General features: G+C 68.1%; 20 protein-coding genes, 1 tRNA gene and 1 pseudogene. 11 read left to right on the top strand and 11 right to left on the bottom strand.

Annotation, left to right across the window (positions count from 1 at the left end; all coding sequences use genetic code 11):
• The first annotated feature begins 31 nt into the window (after nucleotides 1-31).
• A complete protein-coding gene (locus UAJ10_RS13030; protein WP_322915737.1) occupies nucleotides 32-712 on the top strand; it encodes an SDR family NAD(P)-dependent oxidoreductase in 681 nt (226 codons plus the stop codon).
• A gap of 165 nt (nucleotides 713-877) precedes the next feature.
• Here the strand turns inward: UAJ10_RS13030 and phhA are convergent, their stop codons facing one another.
• Together phhA and UAJ10_RS13020 are read right to left on the bottom strand one after the other, a co-directional pair.
• The gene (gene phhA, locus UAJ10_RS13025; protein ID WP_322915736.1) at nucleotides 878-1,750 is read right to left on the bottom strand and encodes a phenylalanine 4-monooxygenase; all 873 of its coding nucleotides are present in this window, start codon (nucleotides 1,748-1,750) and stop codon (nucleotides 878-880) included.
• A gap of 147 nt (nucleotides 1,751-1,897) precedes the next feature.
• Nucleotides 1,898-2,389 carry an Lrp/AsnC family transcriptional regulator gene (locus UAJ10_RS13020; protein WP_040848442.1) on the bottom strand — a complete coding sequence of 164 codons (492 nt, stop codon included), beginning with the start codon at nucleotides 2,387-2,389 and terminating at the stop codon, nucleotides 1,898-1,900.
• Between the two features lie 138 nt (nucleotides 2,390-2,527).
• Here UAJ10_RS13020 and hppD point away from each other — a divergent pair, with 138 nt between their 5' ends.
• On the top strand, nucleotides 2,528-3,670 hold the full coding sequence (gene hppD / locus UAJ10_RS13015; protein WP_322915735.1) for a 4-hydroxyphenylpyruvate dioxygenase: 1,143 nt from the start codon (nucleotides 2,528-2,530) through the stop codon (nucleotides 3,668-3,670).
• 420 nt (nucleotides 3,671-4,090) lie between these two features.
• On the opposite strand, the gene UAJ10_RS13010 is transcribed toward hppD, so the two are convergent.
• From UAJ10_RS13010 to UAJ10_RS13000, 3 genes are all read right to left on the bottom strand, one after another.
• On the bottom strand, nucleotides 4,091-4,936 hold the full coding sequence (locus tag UAJ10_RS13010) for a carbon-nitrogen hydrolase family protein (protein WP_322915734.1): 846 nt from the start codon (nucleotides 4,934-4,936) through the stop codon (nucleotides 4,091-4,093).
• Nucleotides 4,937-4,938: 2 nt separating this feature from the next.
• Nucleotides 4,939-5,220: a glutaredoxin 3 gene (gene grxC / locus UAJ10_RS13005; protein WP_088872197.1), complete on the bottom strand. Its 282-nt coding sequence runs from the start codon at nucleotides 5,218-5,220 to the stop codon at nucleotides 4,939-4,941.
• Nucleotides 5,221-5,321: 101 nt separating this feature from the next.
• Nucleotides 5,322-6,032: a ComF family protein gene (locus UAJ10_RS13000; protein ID WP_322915733.1), complete on the bottom strand. Its 711-nt coding sequence runs from the start codon at nucleotides 6,030-6,032 to the stop codon at nucleotides 5,322-5,324.
• A gap of 164 nt (nucleotides 6,033-6,196) precedes the next feature.
• Here UAJ10_RS13000 and UAJ10_RS12995 point away from each other — a divergent pair, with 164 nt between their 5' ends.
• The gene (locus tag UAJ10_RS12995; RefSeq protein WP_322915732.1) at nucleotides 6,197-7,114 is read left to right on the top strand and encodes a methyltransferase domain-containing protein; all 918 of its coding nucleotides are present in this window, start codon (nucleotides 6,197-6,199) and stop codon (nucleotides 7,112-7,114) included.
• Between the two features lie 13 nt (nucleotides 7,115-7,127).
• Here UAJ10_RS12995 and UAJ10_RS12990 read toward each other — a convergent pair whose 3' ends face one another.
• The 4 genes from UAJ10_RS12990 to UAJ10_RS12975 all read right to left on the bottom strand — a co-directional run bounded on the left by UAJ10_RS12990 (nucleotide 7,128) and on the right by UAJ10_RS12975 (nucleotide 10,539).
• The gene (locus UAJ10_RS12990; protein WP_322915731.1) at nucleotides 7,128-7,454 is read right to left on the bottom strand and encodes a hypothetical protein; all 327 of its coding nucleotides are present in this window, start codon (nucleotides 7,452-7,454) and stop codon (nucleotides 7,128-7,130) included.
• Nucleotides 7,455-7,473: 19 nt separating this feature from the next.
• Complete coding sequence (gene mutT, locus UAJ10_RS12985) at nucleotides 7,474-7,911, bottom strand: 8-oxo-dGTP diphosphatase MutT (protein ID WP_322917320.1); 438 nt, start codon at nucleotides 7,909-7,911, stop codon at nucleotides 7,474-7,476.
• 196 nt (nucleotides 7,912-8,107) lie between these two features.
• Nucleotides 8,108-9,340, bottom strand: a complete 1,233-nt coding sequence (gene argJ / locus UAJ10_RS12980; RefSeq protein ID WP_322915730.1) for a bifunctional glutamate N-acetyltransferase/amino-acid acetyltransferase ArgJ — start codon at nucleotides 9,338-9,340, stop codon at nucleotides 8,108-8,110.
• A 236-nt stretch (nucleotides 9,341-9,576) separates the two neighbouring features.
• Nucleotides 9,577-10,539: a peptidylprolyl isomerase gene (locus UAJ10_RS12975; protein ID WP_322915729.1), complete on the bottom strand. Its 963-nt coding sequence runs from the start codon at nucleotides 10,537-10,539 to the stop codon at nucleotides 9,577-9,579.
• 515 nt (nucleotides 10,540-11,054) lie between these two features.
• Here UAJ10_RS12975 and secA point away from each other — a divergent pair.
• From secA to UAJ10_RS12960, 3 genes are all read left to right on the top strand, one after another.
• Nucleotides 11,055-13,811, top strand: coding sequence for a preprotein translocase subunit SecA (secA, locus tag UAJ10_RS12970; protein ID WP_322915728.1), 2,757 nt, complete (start codon nucleotides 11,055-11,057; stop codon nucleotides 13,809-13,811).
• Between the two features lie 49 nt (nucleotides 13,812-13,860).
• Nucleotides 13,861-14,121 carry a hypothetical protein gene (locus UAJ10_RS12965; protein WP_145750853.1) on the top strand — a complete coding sequence of 87 codons (261 nt, stop codon included), beginning with the start codon at nucleotides 13,861-13,863 and terminating at the stop codon, nucleotides 14,119-14,121.
• A gap of 220 nt (nucleotides 14,122-14,341) precedes the next feature.
• Nucleotides 14,342-14,665, top strand: coding sequence for a hypothetical protein (locus UAJ10_RS12960; protein ID WP_322915727.1), 324 nt, complete (start codon nucleotides 14,342-14,344; stop codon nucleotides 14,663-14,665).
• A 32-nt stretch (nucleotides 14,666-14,697) separates the two neighbouring features.
• Here UAJ10_RS12960 and greB read toward each other — a convergent pair whose 3' ends face one another.
• The gene (greB, locus tag UAJ10_RS12955) at nucleotides 14,698-15,234 is read right to left on the bottom strand and encodes a transcription elongation factor GreB (protein ID WP_322915726.1); all 537 of its coding nucleotides are present in this window, start codon (nucleotides 15,232-15,234) and stop codon (nucleotides 14,698-14,700) included.
• 87 nt (nucleotides 15,235-15,321) lie between these two features.
• Nucleotides 15,322-17,394, bottom strand: coding sequence for a methyl-accepting chemotaxis protein (locus UAJ10_RS12950; protein WP_322915725.1), 2,073 nt, complete (start codon nucleotides 17,392-17,394; stop codon nucleotides 15,322-15,324).
• 766 nt (nucleotides 17,395-18,160) lie between these two features.
• Between UAJ10_RS12950 and UAJ10_RS29885 the strand changes: the two are divergent.
• The 5 genes and pseudogenes from UAJ10_RS29885 to UAJ10_RS12930 form a co-directional block, all read left to right on the top strand.
• Nucleotides 18,161-18,487 (top strand): annotated as a pseudogene (locus UAJ10_RS29885) (hypothetical protein); the annotation flags it as partial.
• Nucleotides 18,488-18,498: 11 nt separating this feature from the next.
• Nucleotides 18,499-20,919 carry a M1 family metallopeptidase gene (locus UAJ10_RS12945; protein ID WP_322917319.1) on the top strand — a complete coding sequence of 807 codons (2,421 nt, stop codon included), beginning with the start codon at nucleotides 18,499-18,501 and terminating at the stop codon, nucleotides 20,917-20,919.
• Between the two features lie 108 nt (nucleotides 20,920-21,027).
• A complete protein-coding gene (locus tag UAJ10_RS12940; protein WP_322915724.1) occupies nucleotides 21,028-21,348 on the top strand; it encodes a heavy metal-binding domain-containing protein in 321 nt (106 codons plus the stop codon).
• Nucleotides 21,349-21,506: 158 nt separating this feature from the next.
• Complete coding sequence (locus UAJ10_RS12935) at nucleotides 21,507-21,863, top strand: hypothetical protein (protein WP_322915723.1); 357 nt, start codon at nucleotides 21,507-21,509, stop codon at nucleotides 21,861-21,863.
• A 100-nt stretch (nucleotides 21,864-21,963) separates the two neighbouring features.
• Nucleotides 21,964-22,040 (top strand) — tRNA-Arg (locus tag UAJ10_RS12930).
• Nucleotides 22,041-22,064: the final 24 nt, after the last annotated feature.

Genomic DNA, 22,064 nt, shown 5'->3' with positions numbered 1-22,064 from the left:
TTGGGGAACGGCGATGCAACGGGCGGGGCGTTTGGCGAACCGGACGGCGGTGGTGACGGGGGCGGCGTCCAGCCTGGGCCGCGCCGTCGCGGTCGCCCTGGCGCAAGAGGGCGCCAACGTCATCCTCCACCACCTGTTGCCCGACGAACAGGCGGCGGCCACGGAAACGGCCCGCCAGGTGCAGGCCCTGGGCCGCACCGGCATCGTCGTGCAGGCCGACATCACCCAGCCGGCCGGCGCCTATACGGTGGCGGAGGCGGCCATCGCCGCCTTCGACCATGTCGACATCCTGGTCAACAACGCCGGCTTCCGCCTGAAACAGCCCTTCGACGGCATGACGCTGGAGCTGTTCGAGGCCACCATGGCCGCCAACATGGGCGGCACCTTCCTGATGGTGCGCCATCTTCTGCCCCTGATGCGGGCGCGCAGCTACGGCCGCATCGTGACCACGGTGGACAGCACCGCCATGGAAGGGGCGCGCGGCATGACCGCCTATGGCGCCGCCGCGTCGGCCCTGCTGGGCTTCACCCGCAGCCTGGTGCACGAGTTCGGCGACAACGACATCACCGCCAACTGCGTGTGCCCGGGCCACCTGCCGCCCGACGCGGATGGCGAGGAAGAGGATTGGGCCGGCATCACCCCGGCCTACGTCTTCCTGGCCAGCGACGACGCCTACGCCATGATCGGTCAGACCCTGCGACCCAGCCCGTAGGGCACTCTCCCGCGCAAGGTTTTAGGCGGCGGCGTGCTTCACGCCGCCGTAGGCCGCGACCGCAGCCGCCGGAGATTTTTGGGGAGCGTCAGCGGACTGGAAATCGAGGACGAGCCAAAGCCGCGGACGCGGCTGCCGGCGCCTGAGGCGAACCGGAAGGCGGTGTCACGCCGCCTTCCGGCCCGCCGTGAACACCCTGTCACCCGGCTGGATCTGGTCGGCCGGCAGGTCTGGCAAGGCGGCCAGCTTGGCGTAGATCGGCGCGAAATCCTGCGCTGTCGCCTGGAACAGCTGCTCGAAGCTGTCCAGGACGAAGTAGGTTTCCTGGTAGTCGTCGATGCGGTAGTGGGTGCGCATCACCCGTTCCAGATTGAAACCGACGCGGTTGGGCTCGGGGCTTTCGATGCAGTACTGCGTCTCACCGCGCGAGGACAGCATGCCGGCGCCATAGGCGCGCAAGCCCTGGGGCGTGTTGATCAGGCCGAATTCCACCATGTACCAGTACAGGCGCGCCAGCCGCTCCAGCCCGCCATGGGCTTCGGCCTCCGCGCCCTTCTTGCCATAGGCCTGCAGGTAGTCGGCGAAAACCGGATGCATCAGCAGGGGCACATGGCCGAAGAAGTCGTGGAACACGTCCGGTTCCACCAGGTAATCCATCTCATCCGCCCGGCGGATCCAGTTGGTCACCGGAAATCGCTTTTCAGCCAGATGGTTGAAGAAGACGTCGTTGGGCAGCAGGCCCGGCACGGCCACCAGGGTCCAGCCCGTGGCCTTGCGCAGCAGTTCGCTGGCCCGGTCGAAATGGGGCACCCCGTCGCGGGCGTCCAACCGCGCCAGGCTTTCCATGAATTCCGGGGCGGCGTAGCGCGGCAGCAGGGCCGACTGACGCTCATACAGCGTGCGCCAGCGGGCGTGTTCCTCCGCCGTGATCCTCTCCCACCCCTGGGGCACGGTGTAATCGGCCGCCATGGCGCTGTAGTCGCCGCGCAGGGGGGTGTCGGACTTGCCCGTGGTGTTGACCGGCGCGGTGCTGCTCATGGCCTCATCTCCCTGGCTGGGTTTCTGAAACCATTTTATCGCTGGATCAGCACCATTTCCTTGCGATCATGCCCCAGTACTAGGGACCTAAAACCACTTCCTGCCGTTTGAGCGATCAGTTTGGCAATCTTGTGCCGGCAAGAAATTTCAGTCCCGCGCCAGTTCGGCGACCGACGGCAGGGGCACGGCGGTGGAGTGCTTGACCACGTCCAGCACGAAGCTGGAGCGCACGTCCTTCACGCCCGGAATCTGCAGCAGCTTTTTCATCGAGACCTCGGCGAAGGCCTCCAGGTTGCTGACCACCACCTGCACCAGATAATCCATGGTGCCGGTCATGACGAAGCAGGACACCACCTCGGGGATTTGGCTGACCAGGCGGCGGAACACGGCGTCGCCCTCCGCGTTCTGGTCGATCTTGACCTCGACGAAGGCGACGACCCCCAGGCCCAGCAGGCGGCGGTCCAGCAGGGCGGCGTAGCCCTGGATGTAGCCCTGGTCCTCCAGGTCCTTCACCCGGCGCAGGCAGGGCGAGGGCGAAAGGCCCACGGCCTCCGCCAGGTCGACGTTGGACAGGCGCCCGTTGCGCTGCAACGTATCCAGGATGCGCAGATCTGCCGCGTCCAGACTGGATTTACCCATAGTGATGCCGCCTTAAGGGTTTATTGAGCACAACGTTGCTCAATCTTGACCAAATGCGGCAGACTTCGCAAGGAAATGCCCAGCCCCTGGGCGTATCATCAGGGGGATTGTTGCTTCTAACAGGGAGAGCGACCCGCCATGTCCACCCCGACTGCGCCCACCCCGACCACCCCTTCCTCTTCGCCCGTCGCCGAAGCCGTCGCCGGCGGCGACCTGTGGGAAAACCCGCTGGGCACCGATGGCTTCGAGTTCGTGGAATACACGGCGGAGGACACCGAGGCCCTGGGTCGCCTGTTCGAGGCCATGGGCTTCACCAAGGTGGCCCGCCACCGCTCCAAGAACGTGGTGCTGTACCGCCAGGGCGACATCAACTTCATCGTGAACGCCGAGCCGGACAGCCTGGCCCAGCGCTTCGCCCGTGAGCACGGCCCCAGCGCCTGCGCCATGGCCTTCCGCGTGAAGGACGCGGGTGAGGCCCTGAAGCACGCCGTGGCCCAGGGCGCCAAGGAGGTGAAGGGCACCGTCGGCCCGATGGAGCTGAACATCCCGGCCATCGAGGGCATCGGCGGCAGCCTGCTGTACCTGGTGGACCGCTACAACAGCCCCAGCATCTACGACATCGACTTCGTGCCCATCGAGGGCGCCGACCAGAACCCCGTGGGCGCCGGCCTGAAGCTGATCGACCACCTGACCCATAACGTCCGCAAGGGCCGCATGGACCCGATCTCGGAGTTCTATGGCAAGATCTTCGGCTTCCGCCAGATCCGCTACTTCGACATCACGGGTGAGTATACGGGCCTGACCAGCCGGGCGCTGACCGCCCCCTGCGGCAAGATCCGCATCCCGATCAACGAGTCGAAGTCCGAGCAGGGCGCCGACAAGCTGGACCAGATCCAGGAATTCATCGAGGCCTACAAGGGCGAAGGCATCCAGCACATCGCCCTGCTGACCGATGACATCATCGCCACCTGGGACACGCTGAAGGCCGCCGGCGTGAAGTTCATGACGCCGCCGCCCGACACCTACTACGAGATGCTGGAAGAGCGCCTGCCCGGCCACGGCCAGCCGGTGGACGAGCTGAAGAGCCGCGGCATCCTGCTGGACGGCAAGGACAACCGCTATCTGCTGCAGATCTTTACCGAGACGGCCATCGGCCCGATCTTCTTCGAGATCATCCAGCGCAAAGGCGACGAGGGCTTCGGCGAAGGCAACTTCCGCGCCCTGTTCGTCAGCATGGAGCGCGACCAGATCCGCCGCGGCGTGCTGAAGGTCGCCGAGTAAGGTCGGTTCCGGTAGCGAAACGAAGGGCGGCATCCACAGGGGTGCCGCCCTTTTTGTTAGCGCTAGCGCCGAATGATGGCTTTCTCCTGCCCCCAATTCCCTCGACACAGAACTCGAAATTCTCCATCTAGGACGTACCTAAACACGAATCTACCGTCCTCAGATGAGGGGCGAACTTCAGTAATTCGCCCTCCATGCCAAGCCTTCCCACGCTGCTTCTCATGAAGATAGATATGCCCACCCAACGCCTCTTCAGCGGTGGCCTGGGAAACACTCCAATTCCCGGTTTCGAATTCGTTTTTCCCGAGAGAAGACCAATGCTGTTGATGCTTACAAATGAAGTGAAGCTCTATGGTCATAGGTGCCTGCTCCATCGGGCTGCAAACCAAACAACACAACCATAGCGAGCTTTTGTAAATCCTAAATCGGCCCCTCGAACGCCCGGTCATGCAGCAGGCTGGGCACCATGCCGCGTGCCTCATCCACCTTGGACAGGTCCAGGTCGGCGACCAGGACGCCCGGGGCCTCGCCGCCGGCGTCGGCCAGCACATCGCCCCAGGGGCTGACGATCAGGGCGTGGCCGTAGGTGGCGCGACCGCCGTCGTGGAGGCCCACCTGGGCCGGGGCCAGGACGAAACAGCCAGTCTCGATGGCGCGGGCGCGCAGCAGCACATGCCAATGGGCGCGGCCGGTGGGCACGGTGAAGGCGCTGGGCACGGTGATGAGGCGGGACCCGGCCTTGGCCAGGGCGCGGAACAACTGGGGGAAGCGCACGTCGTAGCAGACGGTCAGGCCCAGGCCGCCCCAGGGGGTGTCGACCACGCGGGCGCTGTCGCCGGGGCGGAAGGTGGCGCTTTCGCGATACCGCTCCCCGTTCGCCAGTTCCACATCGAACATGTGCAGCTTGTCGTAACGCGCCAGAACCTGGCCGGCCGGATCGATGACGAAGCAGCGGTTGGCCGCGCGGCCATCCTCCGTCAGGCAGGCCAGGGTGCCGGTCATGAGCCACAGTCCGGTTTCAACCGCCAGCTCACGGAACCGGTTGAGCGCGGGGTGCGCCTCTTCGGCGAAGGCGCCGGCCAGCACCCGCTCGCGGCCCTGGACCATGCGGGCCACGTTCTCCGGCAGGGTGGCGAACGCCGCCCCCTGGTCCTTGGCCTGGCGCAGCAGCTGGGCCGCCGCGTCCATGTTGGCCGCGATCTCCGGCCCGGCGGTCATTTGCAGGACCGCCGCGCGCAGGACGCCGGAGAAGGGGGTGGCCGTCATGCTCAGGCGGTGCCGGATGCCAGCTGGTCCAGGCCCAGCTTGGCGTTCAGTTTGCCGGCGCGATCCAGGGCGTGGATGTCGTCGCTGCCGCCCAGGCCCTCACCATCCACGAAAATCTGTGGCACCGTCGTACGGCCGTCGGCGCGCTGGATCATCTCGGGCTTGCGCGATGGATTGGCGATGACGTCGATCTCCTCATACTGCACGCCCTTGCTGTCCAGCAGGCGCTTGGCGCGGTGGCAGTATGGGCAGTAGGGGCTGGTGTAGATTTCAACGCGGGGCATGGGCCCAAACTCCTGAGGAAATGATTTACCTGAAATATTGGCGCATCGGCGGCGCAGCGCCAAGGGTGGGTGCGCAACCCAGCCCTGAGTTTAGAGTGTTTCTAAATATCTTCCGCCTTCAGCACCCGGGCCAGGGCCAGCACCTCCACCCCCGCGGCACCCGCCCGCAACAGCACGCGGGCGCACTCCGCCACCGTGGCGCCGGTGGTGTAGACGTCATCCACCAGCACCACGCGCAGCCCCTGGACCGACCGGCCGGGGCGCAGGGCGAAGGCGCCCGCCACGTTGCGCGCCCGCCCCTCGCGCGACAGGCTGCCCTGGCTGGGCGTGCGGCGGCGGCGGACCAGCAGGTCGGGCGCCGTCTTCACCCCGCTGAGGGCGCCCAGCCGCGCGGCCAGCAGGGCCGCCTGGTTGTAGCGCCGGGCGAACAGCCGCCAGCGGTGCAGCGGCACCGGCGCCACCAGATCGGCCCCGGTCAGCAACTCCCCACCAGCGCGCGCCATCCAGCCGGCGAACAAGGGCACGGCCTCCGTCCGGTCGCCGTGCTTGAAGCCCAGGATCAGGGGGCGGCTGGCGTCGTCGTACAGCACGGCGGCGCGCAGCCGGCCGAAGGCCAGGGGCGCGGCGACACAGATGGCGCACAGCGCGTCGGCACCCATGTCGTGGGGAAAGGGCCGGCCGCAGGCGGCGCATTGCGGGGCTGTGATGAAGCTGACGCCCCGCCAACAGACGCCGCACAAAGTGCCGGCGGCGGCCACCGCCTCGCCACACCCCAGGCAGCGCGGGGGCAGCACCAGGTCGAGCAGGCGCACGCCGGCGCCGCGTGCCCTGGCCCCCCCTATCGCGGCCCCTATCGTCCGCCTCCAATCGCCCATGCGCGCATGTCCCCCGAGAAGCACACGCCATGATAGCGCAAAGCCGCGCGTACCCCGTAAATTCCTGTTGCTCCGGCGTGCGAAGGGCCTATACCGGCCCCATGAGCGACGCCGACAGCATGACCGTCTTCAACCGCCGCCGCGTGCGGGCCCATCGCGACCGGGCCGCCGCCGGGTGGACCGGCTTCGATTTCCTGAAGGCCGAGGTGGTGGGCCGCCTGGTTGAACGCCTGGCCGACATCAAGCGCGACTTCCGCGTGGCCCTGGACCTGGGCTGCCATGGCGGGGAGGTGGCGCAGGCCCTGGCGGCCGTGCCCAGCATCGCCCAGGTGGTGGCGACGGACCTGTCCCCCCGCTTCGCGGTCGAGGCGGCCAAGCGCATGCCGGGCCTGCCCACGGTGGCGGCGGATGAGGAGTTCCTGCCCTTCGCCGAGGGCAGCTTCGACCTGGTGGTCAGCGCCCTCAGCCTGCATTGGGTCAACGACCTGCCCGGCGCCCTGATCCAGGTCCGCCGCGCGCTGAAGCCCGACGGCCTGTTCCTGGGCGCCATCCTGGGCGGCGAGACGCTGTTCGAACTGCGCCGCAGCCTGATGGAGGCCGAGATGGACCTGATGGGCGGCCTGTCGCCCCGCATCAGCCCCATGGCCGAGGTGCGCGACGCCGGCGGCCTGCTACAGCGCGCCGGCTTCGCCCTGCCGGTGGTGGACAGCGACATGCTGACCGTCAGCTACCCCCACGCCTTCCGCCTGATCCAGGACCTGCGGGGCATGGGCGAGACCAACGCCGTGCTGGACAGCCGCAAGGCCGTCAGCCCCAGCGACCTGTTCACCCGGGCCGCCGAGCGCTACCAGGACCTGTACCCCGATGGCGAGGGCGGCATCGAGGCCAGCTTCCAAGTGCTGTACCTGGCCGGCTGGGCCCCCGACGACAGCCAGCAGAAACCCCTGCGCCGCGGCAGCGCCAAACTGCGCCTGGCCGACGCGCTGGGTACGGAAGAGATCAATCCGCTGAAGAACTGATTGGGACGCGGGCTCACAGCCGCTCAGACAGGACCTGGATAACCGTGCCCCACCCCACCAGTTTGGCCCCCTCCTGGATGCGCCACTCGCGACCGGGATAAAGCTGGCCATCGAGGCCGGACCATCGCCAGAACGCCATTGGCACCTCGATGCTATCGCCGGGCTTCAACTCGGCGCCCACCGGCAGATCGATGAAACCGGTGGCCATCTCCCGGTTATCCGGCCCGAAGAAATTGTGATTGGGACGATAACTCCCCCGCACCGGCGTCGCACGGCCCCCTTCCGCCACCGACAGCAGCCGGACCATCGCCCTGACGCGGATGACATCTCTTCCATCCATCGTCCGCTCCTGGCGTTGGCTACAGCAGGTCGCGCAGCATGGCCACCAGCGGCACATCGGCTGGAGGCATGGGATAGTCGTTCAGCTGATCCACCCGCGCCCAGGCCAGGGACTGGCCTTCCAGGGGCTGGGGCGTGCCCTGCCAAACGCGGCAGACGTAGAGCGGCATCAACAGGTGGAAGGTCTCGTACCGGTGGCTGGCGAAGGTGAAGGGCGCCAGGCAGCTGGTGCGCGTGTCGATCCCCAGCTCCTCCCGCAGTTCCCGCACCAGGGCCACCTCCGGCGTCTCGCCGGGGTCGACCTTGCCGCCGGGGAACTCCCAGAGGCCCGCCAGGGACTTGCCCGGCGGACGCTGCGCCAGCAGCACCCGCCCGTCGGCGTCGATCAGGGCCACGGCGGCGACCAGGACGGTGCGCACCGGATCCGTCGGTTCAGGCTGCCCGTTCCAGCAGGGCATGGTGTCGTCCGCCATGAAACGCTCCTTCGTATTCTACGACGCCCCAAAGCAGTGGCATGAGCATCTCATGCCACTGTAGGCCCCGACCGGGGCCGCCGGAGCTTTCCGGGGAGCGTCAGCGGACTGGAAAGCGAGGACAAGCCAAGGGCGTGGATGCGCCCGCCCGGCGCTTGAGGGAACAGGCAGCCACCGCAGCTCAGCTGCGGTAGCTGCCGTTGATGTCGATGTAGCCGTGGGTCAGGTCGCAGGTCCACACGGTGGCCCTGCCGCGCCCCAGGCCCAGGTCGACCTGGATGTCGATCTCCTGCCCCTTCATGTGGGCGGCCACCGGCGCCTCGTCATAGCCGGGGACCTCCATCCCGTTGGCGCAGATCTGCACGCCGCCGATGCTGATGACCAGCTTGTCGCGGTCGGCCTTCTCACCGGCGCGGCCCACGGCGGCGACGATGCGGCCCCAGTTGGCATCCTCACCCGCCACGGCGGTCTTCACCAAGGGGGAGTTGGCGACGGTCAAGGCGATGCGCTTGGCCGCCTGGTTGCTGGTGGCACCGGTCACGGTCAGGGTCACGAACTTGGTGGCACCCTCGCCATCGCGCACGATCTGCTGGGCCAGGTCCAGGCAGACGGCGTCCAGCGCCTTGGCGAAGGGCCGCAGGCGCGGGTCGGTCGCGTCGGTGATGGGGGCGTTGCCGGCCTGCCCCGTGGCGACCAGGATCACCGTGTCGCTGGTGGAGGTGTCGCCGTCCACCGTCACGCAGTTGAAGCTGCGGTCCGTGGAGCGCGACAGCAGCTTCTGCAGCACCGGCGCGGCGATGGCGGCGTCGGTGAACAGGAAGCCCAGCATGGTCGCCATATCGGGGGCGATCATGCCGCTGCCCTTGGCGAAGCCGTTCAGCGTCACGGTCTTGCCGTCGATGACGCAGGTGGCCACCGCCCCCTTGGGGAAGGTGTCGGTGGTCATGATGGCGCGGGCGGCCGGGTCCCAGTTGCTGGCATCCAGCTTGGCCCAGGCGGCGCCCAGGTGCTGGGCGATCTTGTCGGCCGGCAGGGGCTGGCCGATGACGCCGGTCGAGGCGACGAAGACCTCTTCCGGCTTGCAGCCCACCAGCTGGGCGGCGGTGGCCACCGTCTCGGACACCAGCGACTCGCCGGCGGCCCCGGTGAAGGCGTTGGAGTTGCCGGAGTTCACCACCAGGGCGCGGGCGCTGCCGCCCGCCAGGCCCCGGCGGCACCAATGCACGGGCGCGCTGGCGGTGAGCGAGCGGGTCAGCACGCCGGCCACGGTGGTGCCGGGCGCCAGCTCGGCCACCATCAGGTCATCCCGGCCCTTGTAGCGGATGCCGCAGTTGTACGCCGCCAGGCGGACGCCGGCCACGGGGGACAGGGTGGGGAAAGCGTCGGGCGCCAGGGGGGAGACCTTGAGGGCCATGGGGAATCGCTCCGTTGAAGGCGAACGGTTCGGATGGGGGCCGCCCGGAGAGTGGCCGGGCAAACGGCGCAGAAAATAGGCCGAAATCCGTGACGAATAAAATCGAAAACGGACCTCTAGCGCTTAAGCGGGACGCGGACAGCAAAAGGGCGCAAGACCGCCACCGGCGATGCTTGCGCCCTTCGCTAACATGTCGGCGCGGGACGGGACACCATCCCACGCCGTGACCGCCCGCCTTACTGCTTGGCGGGGGCGGCCGGCTTGGCGGCGGCCGGCGGCGGGGTCAGGGAGATGGCCTGCTTGCCGGTGATGTCGAAGGCCTCGACCTTGGCCCCCTTGCGCAGCTCATCCACCACCTGGGCGGCCAGATCCTGAGCCTCGGCCTGGGCGACCTGGCCCTTCACCTGCTCGAACGGCGGGGCCTGGCGCTTGCGGCGGTCCTCAACCTTGATCACGTGCCAACCGAAGTCGGTCTTCACCGGGGTCTTGCTGACCTCGCCCGGCTTCATGGCGAAGGCGGCGTCGGCGAAGGGGGCGACCATGTCACCCTTCGTGAAATAGCCCAAGTCACCGGCCGAAGCGGCGGAGTTCTTGTCGATCTGCTGCTCGGACGCCAGCTTGGCGAAATCGGCGCCGCCCTGGATCTGCTTGATCAGCGCGTCGGCCTCTTCCTTGGTCTTCACCAGGATGTGCCGGGCGCGGACCTCGTCCTCGGCCGGCATGGCCTTCACCATCTCGTCGTACTTCTTCTTCAGCAGCGCCTCGTTCATGCGGGCGTCGACCTGCTTGCGGATGTAAGCCTGCTGCACGAAGCGCTCTTCAGCGTGCTTCAGCTCGGTCTTCACTTCCTTGCTGTCCTGCAGCTTGTCCTTGTAGCCGGCGTCCGTCAGCAGACGGGCGGTCACCAGGTTCTCCAGAACACGCGGATAGGCTTCGTTCAGGTGAATCTGCTGCTGGGTCTGGGCCGGCAACTGGCTGTATTCGGCCAGCACTTCCGACCGATGGATTTCCTTGCCGTTGACACGCGCCACCACCGGGTCGTCCGCGACCTGGGCCGGAGCCCCGGCGGCCGGGGAGCCGGCGGCCGGTGCCGCGGCGGGGGCGGCAGCCTTGGCCGGGGTGTCAGCGGCCAGGGCGGTGCCGGCCAGGGACCCGAAAGCCGCGGTCAGCAGCGCGGCACGCAACATCTTCACATACATGGAGCTGAATTCCTCGAGGACTGGGGCTGCATCAAAAAACGGCGCGACGCTAAGGACCGGGACGGCCACGCCGTAGCACTGCCGGGCCCTTCTTCGGCTGTCGCGCCATAAAACACGGGGGGCGCCCCTCTCGCAAGGTGGGACAGCGCCGGATACCCACCCTGTACGTGTCCTGATGCCGCACCCCGCCCTCCGGACCACGAGCCCGGCCCCCGCTTCGCGAACGGTCCCGGGATACCGCATCCACCCGGGCATCCACCCGGGCATCAAAGCGGTTGGAAAGCAGGCGGATCATGCTATGGTCCCCACCCGCGCGTGAGGGGGATTTGTCGCGGCAGGTGGGACCGGTATCGCGGTACCGGAAACGGCGGGGCTTCATTGACCGCCGGGCCCTGCCACCTTATCTCAGAAAGCGCGCGCGGGGTTGCCGCCCCGGCCGTCGCCAGAGTACCCGGAGGGCCGGGCCGGATCACCCGGACGGCCGTCTTTCCCTATTCGCTTCCTTCGAGGTTTTCATGTTCGGTTCCATCGCCCGCAAACTGTTCGGCAACGCCAACGAGCGCGTTGTCAAAAGCTTGCGGAAGGACGTCGACGCCATCAACGCGCTGGAGCCGAAGCTGGTATCGCTGTCCGATGACGAGCTGCGCATGCGTACCGACTGGTTGCACGACCGGCTGGCCAAGGGCGAGACGCTGGACGACATCCTGCCCGACGCCTTCGCCACCGTGCGCGAGGCGGCCAAGCGCGCCATCGGCCAGCGCCATTTCGACGTGCAGCTGATGGGCGGCATCGTCCTGCACCGCGGCCGCATCGCCGAGATGCGCACCGGCGAAGGCAAGACCCTGGTGGCGACCCTGGCGGTGTACCTGAACGCCCTGGAAGGCAAGGGCGTGCACGTCGTGACCGTGAACGACTACCTGGCCAAGCGCGACAGCGGCTGGATGAGCCGAATCTACGGCTTCCTGGGCCTGACCACGGACTGCATCGTCCATGGCCTGGACGATGACGAGCGCCGCCGCGCCTACGCCGCCGACATCACCTACGGCACCAACAACGAATTCGGCTTCGACTACCTGCGCGACAACATGAAGTTCCGCCTGGAGGACATGGTCCAGCGGCCCTTCAACTTCGCCGTGGTCGACGAGGTGGACAGCGTGCTGATCGACGAGGCGCGCACGCCTCTGATCATCTCCGGCCCGTCCACCGACGGGTCCGAACTGTACGCCGCCGTGGATACGGTCATCCTGCGCCTGGCCGACACCGACTATGAAAAGGATGAGAAGGCCAAATCCGTCAACCTGACGGAAGAGGGCACGGAGAAGGTCGCCCAGATCCTGACCGAGATGGACCTGCTGAAGCAGGGCGACCTGTACGACATCCACAACATCACCCTGGTCCACCACGTGAACCAGGCCCTGCGCGCCCACAAGCTGTTCACCCGCGACGTGGATTACATCGTCAAGGACGACAAGGTCATCGTCATCGACGAGTTCACGGGCCGCATGATGGACGGGCGCCGCTATTCCGAGGGCCTGCACCAGGCCCTGGAGGCGAAGGAGCATGTGACCATCCAGCGCGAGAACCAGACGCTGGCGTCCATCACCTTCCAGAACTATTTCCGCCTGTACCCCAAGCTGGCCGGCATGACCGGCACGGCCATGACCGAGGCGGCGGAATTCGCGGAGATCTATAACCTGGACGTGGTCGACATGCCGACCAACCTGCCCGTCCAGCGCATCGACTATGACGACGAGGTCTACCGCACGGCGCGCGAGAAGTACGACGCCATCGTCAAGCTGGTGAAGGAGTGCCAGGAGCGTCAGCAGCCCATCCTGGTCGGCACCATCTCCATCGAAAAGTCGGAACTGCTGTCCGACCTGCTGAAGAAGCAGGGCATCCCGCACAACGTGCTGAACGCCCGCTACCACGAGCAGGAAGCCTACATCGTTTCCCAGGCCGGCCGGCCCGGCGGCGTGACCATCGCCACCAACATGGCCGGCCGCGGCACCGACATCAAACTGGGCGGCAACGTCGAGATGCGCATCGAGTATGAGCTGGGGGACGTGACCGACCCGGCCGAGCGCGCCCGGCGCATCCAGCAGATCGAGGAAGAGGTGGCGGCCGCCAAGGAGGTGGCGCTGGCCGCCGGCGGCCTCTACGTCGTCGGAACCGAGCGTCATGAGAGCCGGCGCATCGACAACCAGTTGCGCGGCCGCTCCGGCCGCCAGGGCGACCCCGGCGCCTCGAAGTTCTTCCTGTCGCTGGAAGACGACCTGATGCGCATCTTCGGGTCGCAGCGCATGGACACGATGCTGCAGCGCCTGGGCCTGCAGGAGGGCGAGGCCATCATCCACAGCTGGATCAACAAGGCGCTGGAAAAGGCCCAGAGCCGGGTTGAGGCCCACAACTTCGAAATCCGCAAGAACCTGCTGAAGTACGACAACGTCATGAACGACCAGCGCAAGGTCGTCTATGAGCAGCGTCGCGAGATCATGGCCGTCGACGACATCAAGGAAACCGTCGAGGACATGCGCCAGGACACCATCAACACCCTGGTGGCCAAGGCCATTCCGGCCAATTCCTATGCCGAGCAGTGGAACATGGACCAGCTGCACGAGGACGTGGTGCGCGTCCTGGCGCTGGACGTGCCGGTGCAGGAATGGGGCAAGGAGGAAGGCATCGCCGAGCTTGAGATCGAGCAGCGCCTGATGAAAGCCGCCGATGAGGCCTACGCCGCCAAGGAGGCCAGCTACGGGCCGGAGATCATGCGCTCCATCGAGCGCAGCCTGCTGCTGCAGCTGCTGGACCAGTCGTGGAAGGAGCACTTGCTGTCGCTGGACCATCTGCGCCAGGGCATCAACCTGCGCGCCTATGGCCAGCGCGACCCGCTGAACGAATACAAGCGCGAGGCCTTCAACCTGTTCGAGGAGCTGCTGGACAGCCTGCGCGAACAGGTGACCCAGGTGTTGATGCGCGTGCAGCTGCAGGTCGCCCAGCCCGAGCTGAACCCGGACGACTTCCCGCCGCAGGAAATGCGGGAGACCCGGGTGGACCCGGCCTTCCCGCCCGCTGGCCTGCCGCCGGCTGACGAGCCCCTGCCCCCGGGCATGGCCCGCGCCAGCGCCGGCCTGGGCTATGGCGCCGTAAACATGCCGCAGTCGACCCAGGTGGGCGGCCAGGATCCCGACACTTGGATGAACACCCCCCGGAATTCCCCCTGCCCCTGCGGCAGCGGGCTGAAGTACAAGCATTGCCATGGCCGCGCCCCGTAAGGGGGGGCCTGACAACCCGCCTTTACGTTGAAGAAGAAAGGCTGAGGCCATGCCGGATGCCGAGGACATGACGCCGGAGGATGACAGCCACCGCCCGGCGCCGCCCGTCAACGAGGACATCGTGGAGCGGCTGCGCCGCCGCGCCGAACGGGCCCGCGACCGCTACCCCGACCATGCCGGGGACCCCGGCACCCTAGTCGGCGGCCTGATCGAGGATTACGAGGCCGCCGCGCAGGAGATCGAGCGCCTGCGCGCCGCCCTGAAGGACATCGCCCGGCGGTCGCTCGCCGGCATGCGGCCGGAATTATGAGGCGGGCGGCCCTCTTGCCCGCGATGGGCCTGCTGGCCATCAGCCTGGTGGCCCCGCCGCAGGCGGCGCGGGCGGCCGGCGCCGAGGCGCCGCAATCGACACCCCGGGCCATCGTGGAGACGCTGTACCGGCCGTACCTGGCCGACCCCCACGCCGAAAAAACTCGACCATCGATTCCGTCGCCCAGGTCCGGCGCCACGCCACCCCGGCGCTGGCGCGGTTGCTGGACGCCGACCGGGCGTGCGAGAAGCGCACCCAGGGGATTTGCGCCCTGGATTTCGACATCATCATTGACGGCCAGGACTGGGACCTGTCCGGTTTCGGCCTGGAGGCGGAGACGGCGGGTGACACGGCCACGGTGACGGCGCGCTTCAGCAACATGGGGCCCCGCGTCCTGGCCTACCATTTCACGCGGACCGGCGGGCGCTGGCTGATCGACGACCTGGTCATCCTGAAGGACGAGGCCGCGGCCGCCGACCATCCCTGGTCGTTGAAGGACACGCTGGCGGCGGAGTACGGCCCGACGGCGCGGAAGCACCGCTGAGGACCATTCTCCCCGGCCGCCACCCCGGTTCTTCAGTCGGGGTAGCGGATCTCCAGGATCTCCACCTCTTCCGGCCCCTTGGGCGTGCGCACGGTGACGACGTCGCCCACGCGCGCCTTCATCAGCGCGCGCGCCACCGGCGACACCCAGCTGATGCGGTGGCGGTCCATATCCACCTCGTCCCGCCCGACGATGGTGACGGTCATGCGGCCGTCATCCTCATCGGCATAGGTGACGGTGGCGCCGAAGAAGACCTGGGAGCGGTTCTTCTGCAGCTGCGGGTCCACCACCTCGGCGCTTTCGATGCGCTTGGTCAGGAAGCGGATGCGCCGATCGATCTCGCGCAGCCGCTTCTTGCCGTACAGGTAGTCACCATTCTCCGACCGGTCGCCGTTGCCGGCGGCCCAGGACACCACCTCCACCACCTTGGGCCTTTCCACCCGCAGCAGCTGGTGCCGTTCGTCCCGCATGCGGTTGAAGCCTCCCGGCGTCATGTAGTTCTTGGCGCCCGCGGCCAGGGGCGGCAGGTCATCCTCGTCATCGTCGTCAAGATCAGGCGTGGTGTTCATCGTATCGCTTCGCTAACTCACCGAGCCCCTCTAGCGCACCCGGAGTGCCGCTACAAGGCCCCGACGACACCCGGGCCACCCTAAGGACTACATCTCCCGCAGCGCCTTCATGAAGCCTTCCACCGCCTGGTTCAGGCGCCCGGCCTCGCGGGTCAGGCTGCCGGCGGTGCCCAGCACCTCCCCCGCCGTGCTGCCGGCTACGCCGGTGGCGTTGGCCAAGGAGGACAGGGTGCGGCTGACGTGGTCGGTGCCGTCGGCGGCCTCGGCCACGTTGCGGGCGATCTCACGGGTGGCGGCGCCCTGTTCCTCCACCGCGGCGGCGATGGCGGCGGCAACCTCGTTCACCTCATGGATGGTGGTGCCGATACGCTCCATGGCGGCGACGCTGAGGCCCGTGCGCTGGCCGATGTCCTGGACGTAGCGGGTGATCTCCTCCGTGGCCTTGGCCGTCTGGCCGGCCAGGGTCTTGACCTCGGAGGCCACGACGGCGAAGCCCTTGCCCGCCTCCCCCGCCCGCGCCGCCTCGATGGTGGCGTTCAGGGCCAGCAGGTTGGTCTGCCCGGCGATGTCGCTGATCATCTGCACCACGGCGCCGATGCGGTCCGACGCCTCGGCCAGGCCGCCGATGGTCTGGCCCGTGGTGGTCGCCTCCGCCACCGCGCGGGCGGCGATGGCCTTCGAGCGTTCGACCTGCCGGCCGACCTCATCCACCGAGGCCGCCAGTTCCTGGGCGGCGGCGGCCACCGTCTGCACGTTGCTGGAGGTCTGGCTGGCGGCGGCCTGCACGTCCTGGGCCTGCACGCAGGCGGTGCCGGTATTGTCGGTCAGGGCGCGGGCGTCGCCTTCCAGGGTATGGGCGGCGCTGGTGACGGCGGTGGCGACGCCATGCACGTCGGTCTCGAACGCCGCGGCCAGGCGGGCCTGACGCGTCACCACCGACCAGGTCATCATGGGGCCGACATAGCGGCCGTCGGTGTCGCGCACGGCGGCCACGCGCAGCTCCAGCTCCTCATCATCGCCCCCCGGTGCATTCCCGCCAACATTCTTGAGGGTCAGGCGGCCCTGCCAGGGCAGCCGGGCGGGGTTCCTCACCACCTCCAGCAGCGGGGCGGTGTCGGCATGGAACAAACCGATTCCGGCGCCCACCGGCGTGCCATTGGCCAGCGGCCGTGGCAGGGGGGCGCCCAGCGTCTTCAGCGTGCCCAGGCTGGCGGCGTTGGCATAGGTGATGCGGAAGTCCTGGTCGGCGTCGGCCAGCAGGACGTTCAGCGGCATGTCGTCCACCATCTGCTTCAGGCGGAAGACGTCCGCCACCACGCCGCGCAGGGCGCCGGCGGCGCGCAGCATGCGCCCGATCTCATCCCGGCGCGCGGTCGGGCGGATCTCCACCGTGGTGTCGTTGGCCGCCAGGCGTTCCAGCAGGCGGGCCACCAGCAGGGCCGGACGGCCTACCCAGCGGCTGGCCAGCCACCAGGCGGCCAGGCCCAGCAGGGCGGCCAGGGTGACGCTGGCCACCAGGATGCTGGTCTTCAGACGCTCCACCGCCTCGGCGAAGATGCGCTTCTGGATACCGGTGTACAGCACGCCCACGGTACGGCCGCCGGCGTCCTTGATGGGGTCGTACGCGGTGTAGAAGGGCACACCCAGGATCTCGGCCTCACCACGGTAGGCCTCGCCCCGCCCGACGACGGTGTCGTAGACGGCGTTGCGGGCCAGCGCGGTGCCGACGGCGCGGCTGCCGTCCGGCTTCATGACGTTGGTCGCGATGCGCACCATCTCGCCATCCTTGGCGGCGAAGATGGTGGCGGTGCCGCCCACCAGGCGCTTCACCGTGTCGACGGCGGCGACGTTGTTCTCCAGCGCGGTGTCGCCGGCGTACAGGTGCCCGTCCTTGAGGCTGTAGCCCTTGCCGTAGCCTTCCAGCACGTGCCAGGCCACCCGCATGTTGGCATCCTGCCGGTCCTTGGCCAATTCCATGGTGAAGCCCGCCAGCAACACGTGGCTGATGCCCAGGCTGACCACGGTCAGCAAGGTCACGGCCCCCACGATCAGCAGGGCGATGCGCGCCGCCACCGACAGTTCGAAACGTTTGCGGGCCCGGCTGTAAACGGACGGGGTGCCGGCGGCCGACCGGGCCGTCGAGGACTGGGCTTGGAACATGGCAACACTTCCCAAATGCGGCGCCCACAGGGGCGCCAGGGGGCGCGCACGGGCGAGAACGACAGCGAAATTTGAAATGCCGGCTAAGGCGGCCCCGATCGGCCCGCGAACCGCGGAGCTGACTTTCGGAAGGCGACGTTCAATATAGACCACTGTGGATTTAGTCCAGGGACAAGCCCATGCGAATTTTGAAGACTAGACCATCAGTTGGAACGACCGACCAATCCCTCGGCCTTTGAAATTTCTTTTAAACTTTCGGGCGCCTTCATCACCAATCGCCAATCTCCTTGCGGTTTTGCTATCAGCGCACCAGATCAGATCGGCATTCTCTGTTAAGTAATACTTGTTGACTCGGCAGAAAATCGATTGCCCAGCCTAACTAATTAGGTGCTGGGGCCGACCTTCGGGAAAGATGAGGTTGACATCTCATCCAACACCCTCCGCTAAATCCTGTCCGAAGAGCCCCAGACCGGCGCGAAGAAGCCGTGTCAGCGGGCGGCAGGTTTGCGGCCGGGCCTGCGTTCTTCTGTCGCATCCCGGCGTGAGTTATCGGGTCGACGTGGCGATTTCACCATGGGGACAGCGCTTACCTTGAAGGCTGGCGGATATAGTATCCCGCACACGGACCCTGCGGCCCTCGGCAAGCGGCGCCCCTATTGGCCGGGAAGTCCACAATTGAACTGCGAGGGCGACGCAGGCACACTCCGCGCCAAAGCGTAAAGCGCCCCGCAGTGGCGCCGCGCAATACAAGCGTAGGAGCGGCTGTATGCCCCTGGCCTCGACTAATTTCAAAGGCGTGATCAAAACTGTTCTGGTGACGACTGCGGCACTATGCCTCGTCCCCACGGTTAGTCTAGCGGCCAACGGCCGACTGCCGGGCAACATTTCGCCCCTGCGTTATGACCTGACGGTCATCCCCAACATCGAGGCCTCGACCTTCGCCGGTGAGGTGCACATCGACATCGACGTGGCCACGACCACCCCCACGGTGGTGCTGAACGCCGAAAGCCTGAGCCTGGACCGCGTGACCATCGACGGCAATCCCGCCACCGGCATCGCGCTGGACAAGGATGGCCAGACGGCCACCCTGACGGCGGCTTCCCCCTGCCGCCCGGCCATCACACGGTGGACATCGCCTACCGCGGCCAGATCGAGAAGTCGGCGCGCGGCCTGTTCCAGCTGGAGTACGCCACGGACGCCCCAGGAAACGGCAAGGGGGGCGCCAGCGTGCCGGCCCGCATGCTGTCCACCCAGTTCGAGGCCGGCGACGCCCGCCGCTTCCTGCCCTGCTGGGACGAGCCCTCGGCCAAGGCCACCTTCACCCTGTCCGTCATGGCGCCCCAGGGCCAGATGGCCGTGTCCAACATGCCGGTGAAGGCGGACGAGGCCATGGCCGACGGCCGCCATCTGGTGCATTTCCAGCCCACGCCGCGCATGTCCAGCTATCTGCTGTTCGTGGCCGTGGGCGACCTGGAGCGCGCCACCGCCAAGGCCGGCGATGTGGAGATCGGCGTGGTCGTGCGGCGCGGGTCGGTGGACAAGGCGCGCTTCGCGCTGGAGACGGCCGCCGCCATCCTGGCCCGCTACAACGACTATTTCGGCACACCCTACCCCCTGCCCAAGCTGGACTTCATCGCCACGCCCGGCGCCGGCGGCTTCGGCGCCATGGAGAACTGGGGCGCCATCATGTCGTTCGAGAAGGACATGCTGCTGGACCCGGCCTTGGCCACCGAGGAGGCCCGCCAGCGCGTGTTCCAGGTGGTGGCGCACGAGATGGCGCACCAATGGTTCGGCGACCTGGTCACCATGGCCTGGTGGGACGATCTGTGGCTGAACGAGGGCTTCGCCTCATGGATGGAGGCCAAGGCCATGGACGCCCTGCACCCCGACTGGTCGCCCTGGCTGGTGGCCATGCCGGCGATGGAGCGGGCCAAGCGCCTGGACGCCCGCGCCGCCACCCACCCGGTGGTGCAGACCATCAATTCCGTGGCCGAGGCGGACGAGGCCTTCGACGACATCACCTATGACAAGGGCCAGGCCGTCATCCGCATGGTGGAGGCGACGGTGGGCGAAACCGTGTTCCGTGACGGCGTGCGCCGTTATATGAAGCGCCACGCCTATGGCAACGCCACCACCCGGGACCTGTTCAAGGCGGTGGAGGAGGCGGGCGCCAAGGACGCGCTGCGCATCGCCACCGACTTCATCACCAAGCCCGGCATCCCCTTGGTATCGGTCAGCGCCACCTGCGGCGCCGCGACGGCGGCGCCCGCCAAACCCCATAAGGGCAAGAAAGGCGCCAAGGAGGCGCTGGCCATGGGCGGCGGCACACAGGTCAGCCTGCGCCAGGCGCGGTTCGCGACGGAGCCGGTGACCATCCCCGACCAGTACCATCTGAGCGACCGGCTGTGGGCCATCCCCGTGCCGCTGGCGACGGTGGGCGGCGGCGCCAGCGGGGGCACCGGCTCCCAGACGCACAGCCTGCTGACGACCCTGACGGGCAAGGCCGCCGTGCCCGGCTGTGGCCCCCTGCTGGCCAATGCCGGCCAAACCGGCTATTTCCGCACGGCCTATACCGAGCCGGCGTTCAAGGCCCTGGTGGATCATGTCGACCGGCTGGCACCCATCGACCAGCTGGGCCTGATGTACGACAGCGCCGCCCTGGGCGAAGCGGGGCAGATGGCCATGAGCGACAGCCTGTCCCTGATCCGCGCCCTGCGCCCGGACGCCGACCCGTCGGTGTGGGAACAGGCGGCCGACTACCTGCGCGACGTGGACGGCTATTACGCCGGCAAGCCCGGCCAGGCCGCCTTCCGCGCCTTCGCCCGGGGCGTGCTGGCGCCGGTGCTCTCCGCCATTGGCTGGGACCCGCAGCCGGGCCAGGGTGACAAGGTGGGCCTGACCCGCGCCGCCCTGATCCGCGCGCTCAGCGGTTTCGACGCCCCCGAAACGCTGACGGAGGCGGAACGGCGCCTGGCGGCCGACGGCACCGACCCCACGGCCCTGCCACCGGGCATCCGCCTGGCCGTCATCACCGCCGTGGCCCAGCACGCCGATGCCGCCACCTTCGACCGGCTGCACGCGCTGGCGTCCGGCACCACCGACGCGCTGGCCCGCCGCCAGCTGTATGGGGCGCTGGGGGCGGTGCGCGACCCGGCCCTGGCGCAGAAGGTGCTGGACCTCAGCCTGACGCCGGAGGTGGGCACCACCATCGCGCCGCAGTTGATCCTGGCCGTGGCCGACGCCAACCCCGACCTGGCCTGGCGCTTCGTCACCAGCCACGTCGACGCGGTGGAGGCCACGCTGGACCAGATGCAGCGCTATGAGTTCTTCGCCGGCGTGGCGCGCCGCTCGTCCGACCCGGCGCGCATCGGCGAACTGAACGCCTATGCCGAGGCGCATGTGCCGGCCACCGCCCGCCAGGGTGTCGCCAAAGCCGCGGGTGAAATCGCCTACCGGGCCAAGGTGGCGCAGGAGCGGCTGCCCCAGGTGGACGGCTGGCTGGCCACGCTGCCGGCCACGCACTGACCGGAAACGGCCCCCGCCCGCCACGGCGGGGGCCACCCTGACCGAACGCGCTCATGGCGTGGGACCGCGCCCGGGCGTAAACTTTTCCCCAGACGACGGGAGTGCCGCATGCTGGTGGTGACGACGGAGGCCGTGCCCGGACATCGGGTCGTGGCCGTGAAGGGCCAGGTGTTCGGTGTGGTGGTGCGCAGCCGGGGCTTGGCCGGCAACTTCATGGCCGGCCTGCGCACCCTGGTGGGCGGCGAGATCCACGAATACACCCAGATGCTGGAGGAAGGCCGCCGCCAGGCCATCGACCGCATGGTGGCCAACGCCGGCGCCATGGGGGCCAACGCCGTGGTCATGATGCGCTTCGACAGTTCCGAGATCGGCGAGACCATGAGCGAGATCGTCGCCTACGGCACCGCCGTCGTGCTGGAGCCCGCCTGAGTTTCAAGAAAGGATCGCCCGCTTCAAGGAAAGCCTGAGTACCGCCATCAAGCAGAGGGGCCCGACGCCCCGGACGCCCGCCACGGACCGCCGGCCCCGCCGCCGATCCGGGCACGCCCGCCGCCAGGGCCCCCGAACAGGGGAAGGAGACGTCCATCATGTCCGTGCTGCATGTCCATTTCGGTCCCACCCGGCACCGCCATTCCCACCTGCGCCAGCCCGCCTGCACCTGGCTGATGATCGGCAGCACCCTGGCCTTCGCCGCCACCCTGGCCGCCTGGTTCATGGACATGGTGACCGTCTTCCCCATCGGCCTGCTGGTCGGCACCGGCGTCCTGTGCCTGGCCGCTTGTGTCGAGCGGGTGACGTACAAACCGCTGACGGACCTGCCCGGCCCCGGCTGGCAGGACACGGGCGAGCGCTTCACCGACCCCGGCACCGGGGCCCCCGTCGCCGTCTACTACAACGCCGCCCGCATGGAACGCCGCTACGTCCGCCTGGACCGGGCGCCCTGAGCGGCACCCAAGCCGGCACCCACCATAGCGTTTGCATTGCCCGGAACTTGCCTGTATGGTGCGCGCCGCGCCGCCGGATACCCGGCGTGCCGCCCGGCATGGACCCGTAGCTCAGCTGGATAGAGCGCTGCCCTCCGAAGGCAGAGGTCGTACGTTCGAATTGTATCGGGTCCGCCACCTTTCCCAGACTTTAGAATCCGC

This window comes from Nitrospirillum guaranorum (assembly GCF_034653275.1).
Classification (GTDB): domain Bacteria; phylum Pseudomonadota; class Alphaproteobacteria; order Azospirillales; family Azospirillaceae; genus Nitrospirillum.
This window is presented reverse-complemented; position numbering and strand designations above follow the sequence as displayed.

What these genes read in the sequence shown, in the direction of transcription:
- phhA (WP_322915736.1), bottom strand. Translation starts at nt 1,750, where the DNA reads ATGAGCAGCACCGCGCCGGTCAACACCACGGGCAAGTCCGACACCCCC.
- UAJ10_RS13020 (WP_040848442.1), bottom strand. Translation starts at nt 2,389, where the DNA reads ATGGGTAAATCCAGTCTGGACGCGGCAGATCTGCGCATCCTGGATACG.
- hppD (WP_322915735.1), top strand. Translation starts at nt 2,528, where the DNA reads ATGTCCACCCCGACTGCGCCCACCCCGACCACCCCTTCCTCTTCGCCC.
- UAJ10_RS13010 (WP_322915734.1), bottom strand. Translation starts at nt 4,936, where the DNA reads ATGACGGCCACCCCCTTCTCCGGCGTCCTGCGCGCGGCGGTCCTGCAA.
- grxC (WP_088872197.1), bottom strand. Translation starts at nt 5,220, where the DNA reads ATGCCCCGCGTTGAAATCTACACCAGCCCCTACTGCCCATACTGCCAC.
- UAJ10_RS12995 (WP_322915732.1), top strand. Translation starts at nt 6,197, where the DNA reads ATGAGCGACGCCGACAGCATGACCGTCTTCAACCGCCGCCGCGTGCGG.
- UAJ10_RS12990 (WP_322915731.1), bottom strand. Translation starts at nt 7,454, where the DNA reads ATGGATGGAAGAGATGTCATCCGCGTCAGGGCGATGGTCCGGCTGCTG.
- mutT (WP_322917320.1), bottom strand. Translation starts at nt 7,911, where the DNA reads ATGCCCTGCTGGAACGGGCAGCCTGAACCGACGGATCCGGTGCGCACC.
- argJ (WP_322915730.1), bottom strand. Translation starts at nt 9,340, where the DNA reads ATGGCCCTCAAGGTCTCCCCCCTGGCGCCCGACGCTTTCCCCACCCTG.
- UAJ10_RS12975 (WP_322915729.1), bottom strand. Translation starts at nt 10,539, where the DNA reads ATGTATGTGAAGATGTTGCGTGCCGCGCTGCTGACCGCGGCTTTCGGG.
- secA (WP_322915728.1), top strand. Translation starts at nt 11,055, where the DNA reads ATGTTCGGTTCCATCGCCCGCAAACTGTTCGGCAACGCCAACGAGCGC.
- UAJ10_RS12965 (WP_145750853.1), top strand. Translation starts at nt 13,861, where the DNA reads ATGCCGGATGCCGAGGACATGACGCCGGAGGATGACAGCCACCGCCCG.
- greB (WP_322915726.1), bottom strand. Translation starts at nt 15,234, where the DNA reads ATGAACACCACGCCTGATCTTGACGACGATGACGAGGATGACCTGCCG.
- UAJ10_RS12950 (WP_322915725.1), bottom strand. Translation starts at nt 17,394, where the DNA reads ATGTTCCAAGCCCAGTCCTCGACGGCCCGGTCGGCCGCCGGCACCCCG.
- UAJ10_RS12940 (WP_322915724.1), top strand. Translation starts at nt 21,028, where the DNA reads ATGCTGGTGGTGACGACGGAGGCCGTGCCCGGACATCGGGTCGTGGCC.
- UAJ10_RS12935 (WP_322915723.1), top strand. Translation starts at nt 21,507, where the DNA reads ATGTCCGTGCTGCATGTCCATTTCGGTCCCACCCGGCACCGCCATTCC.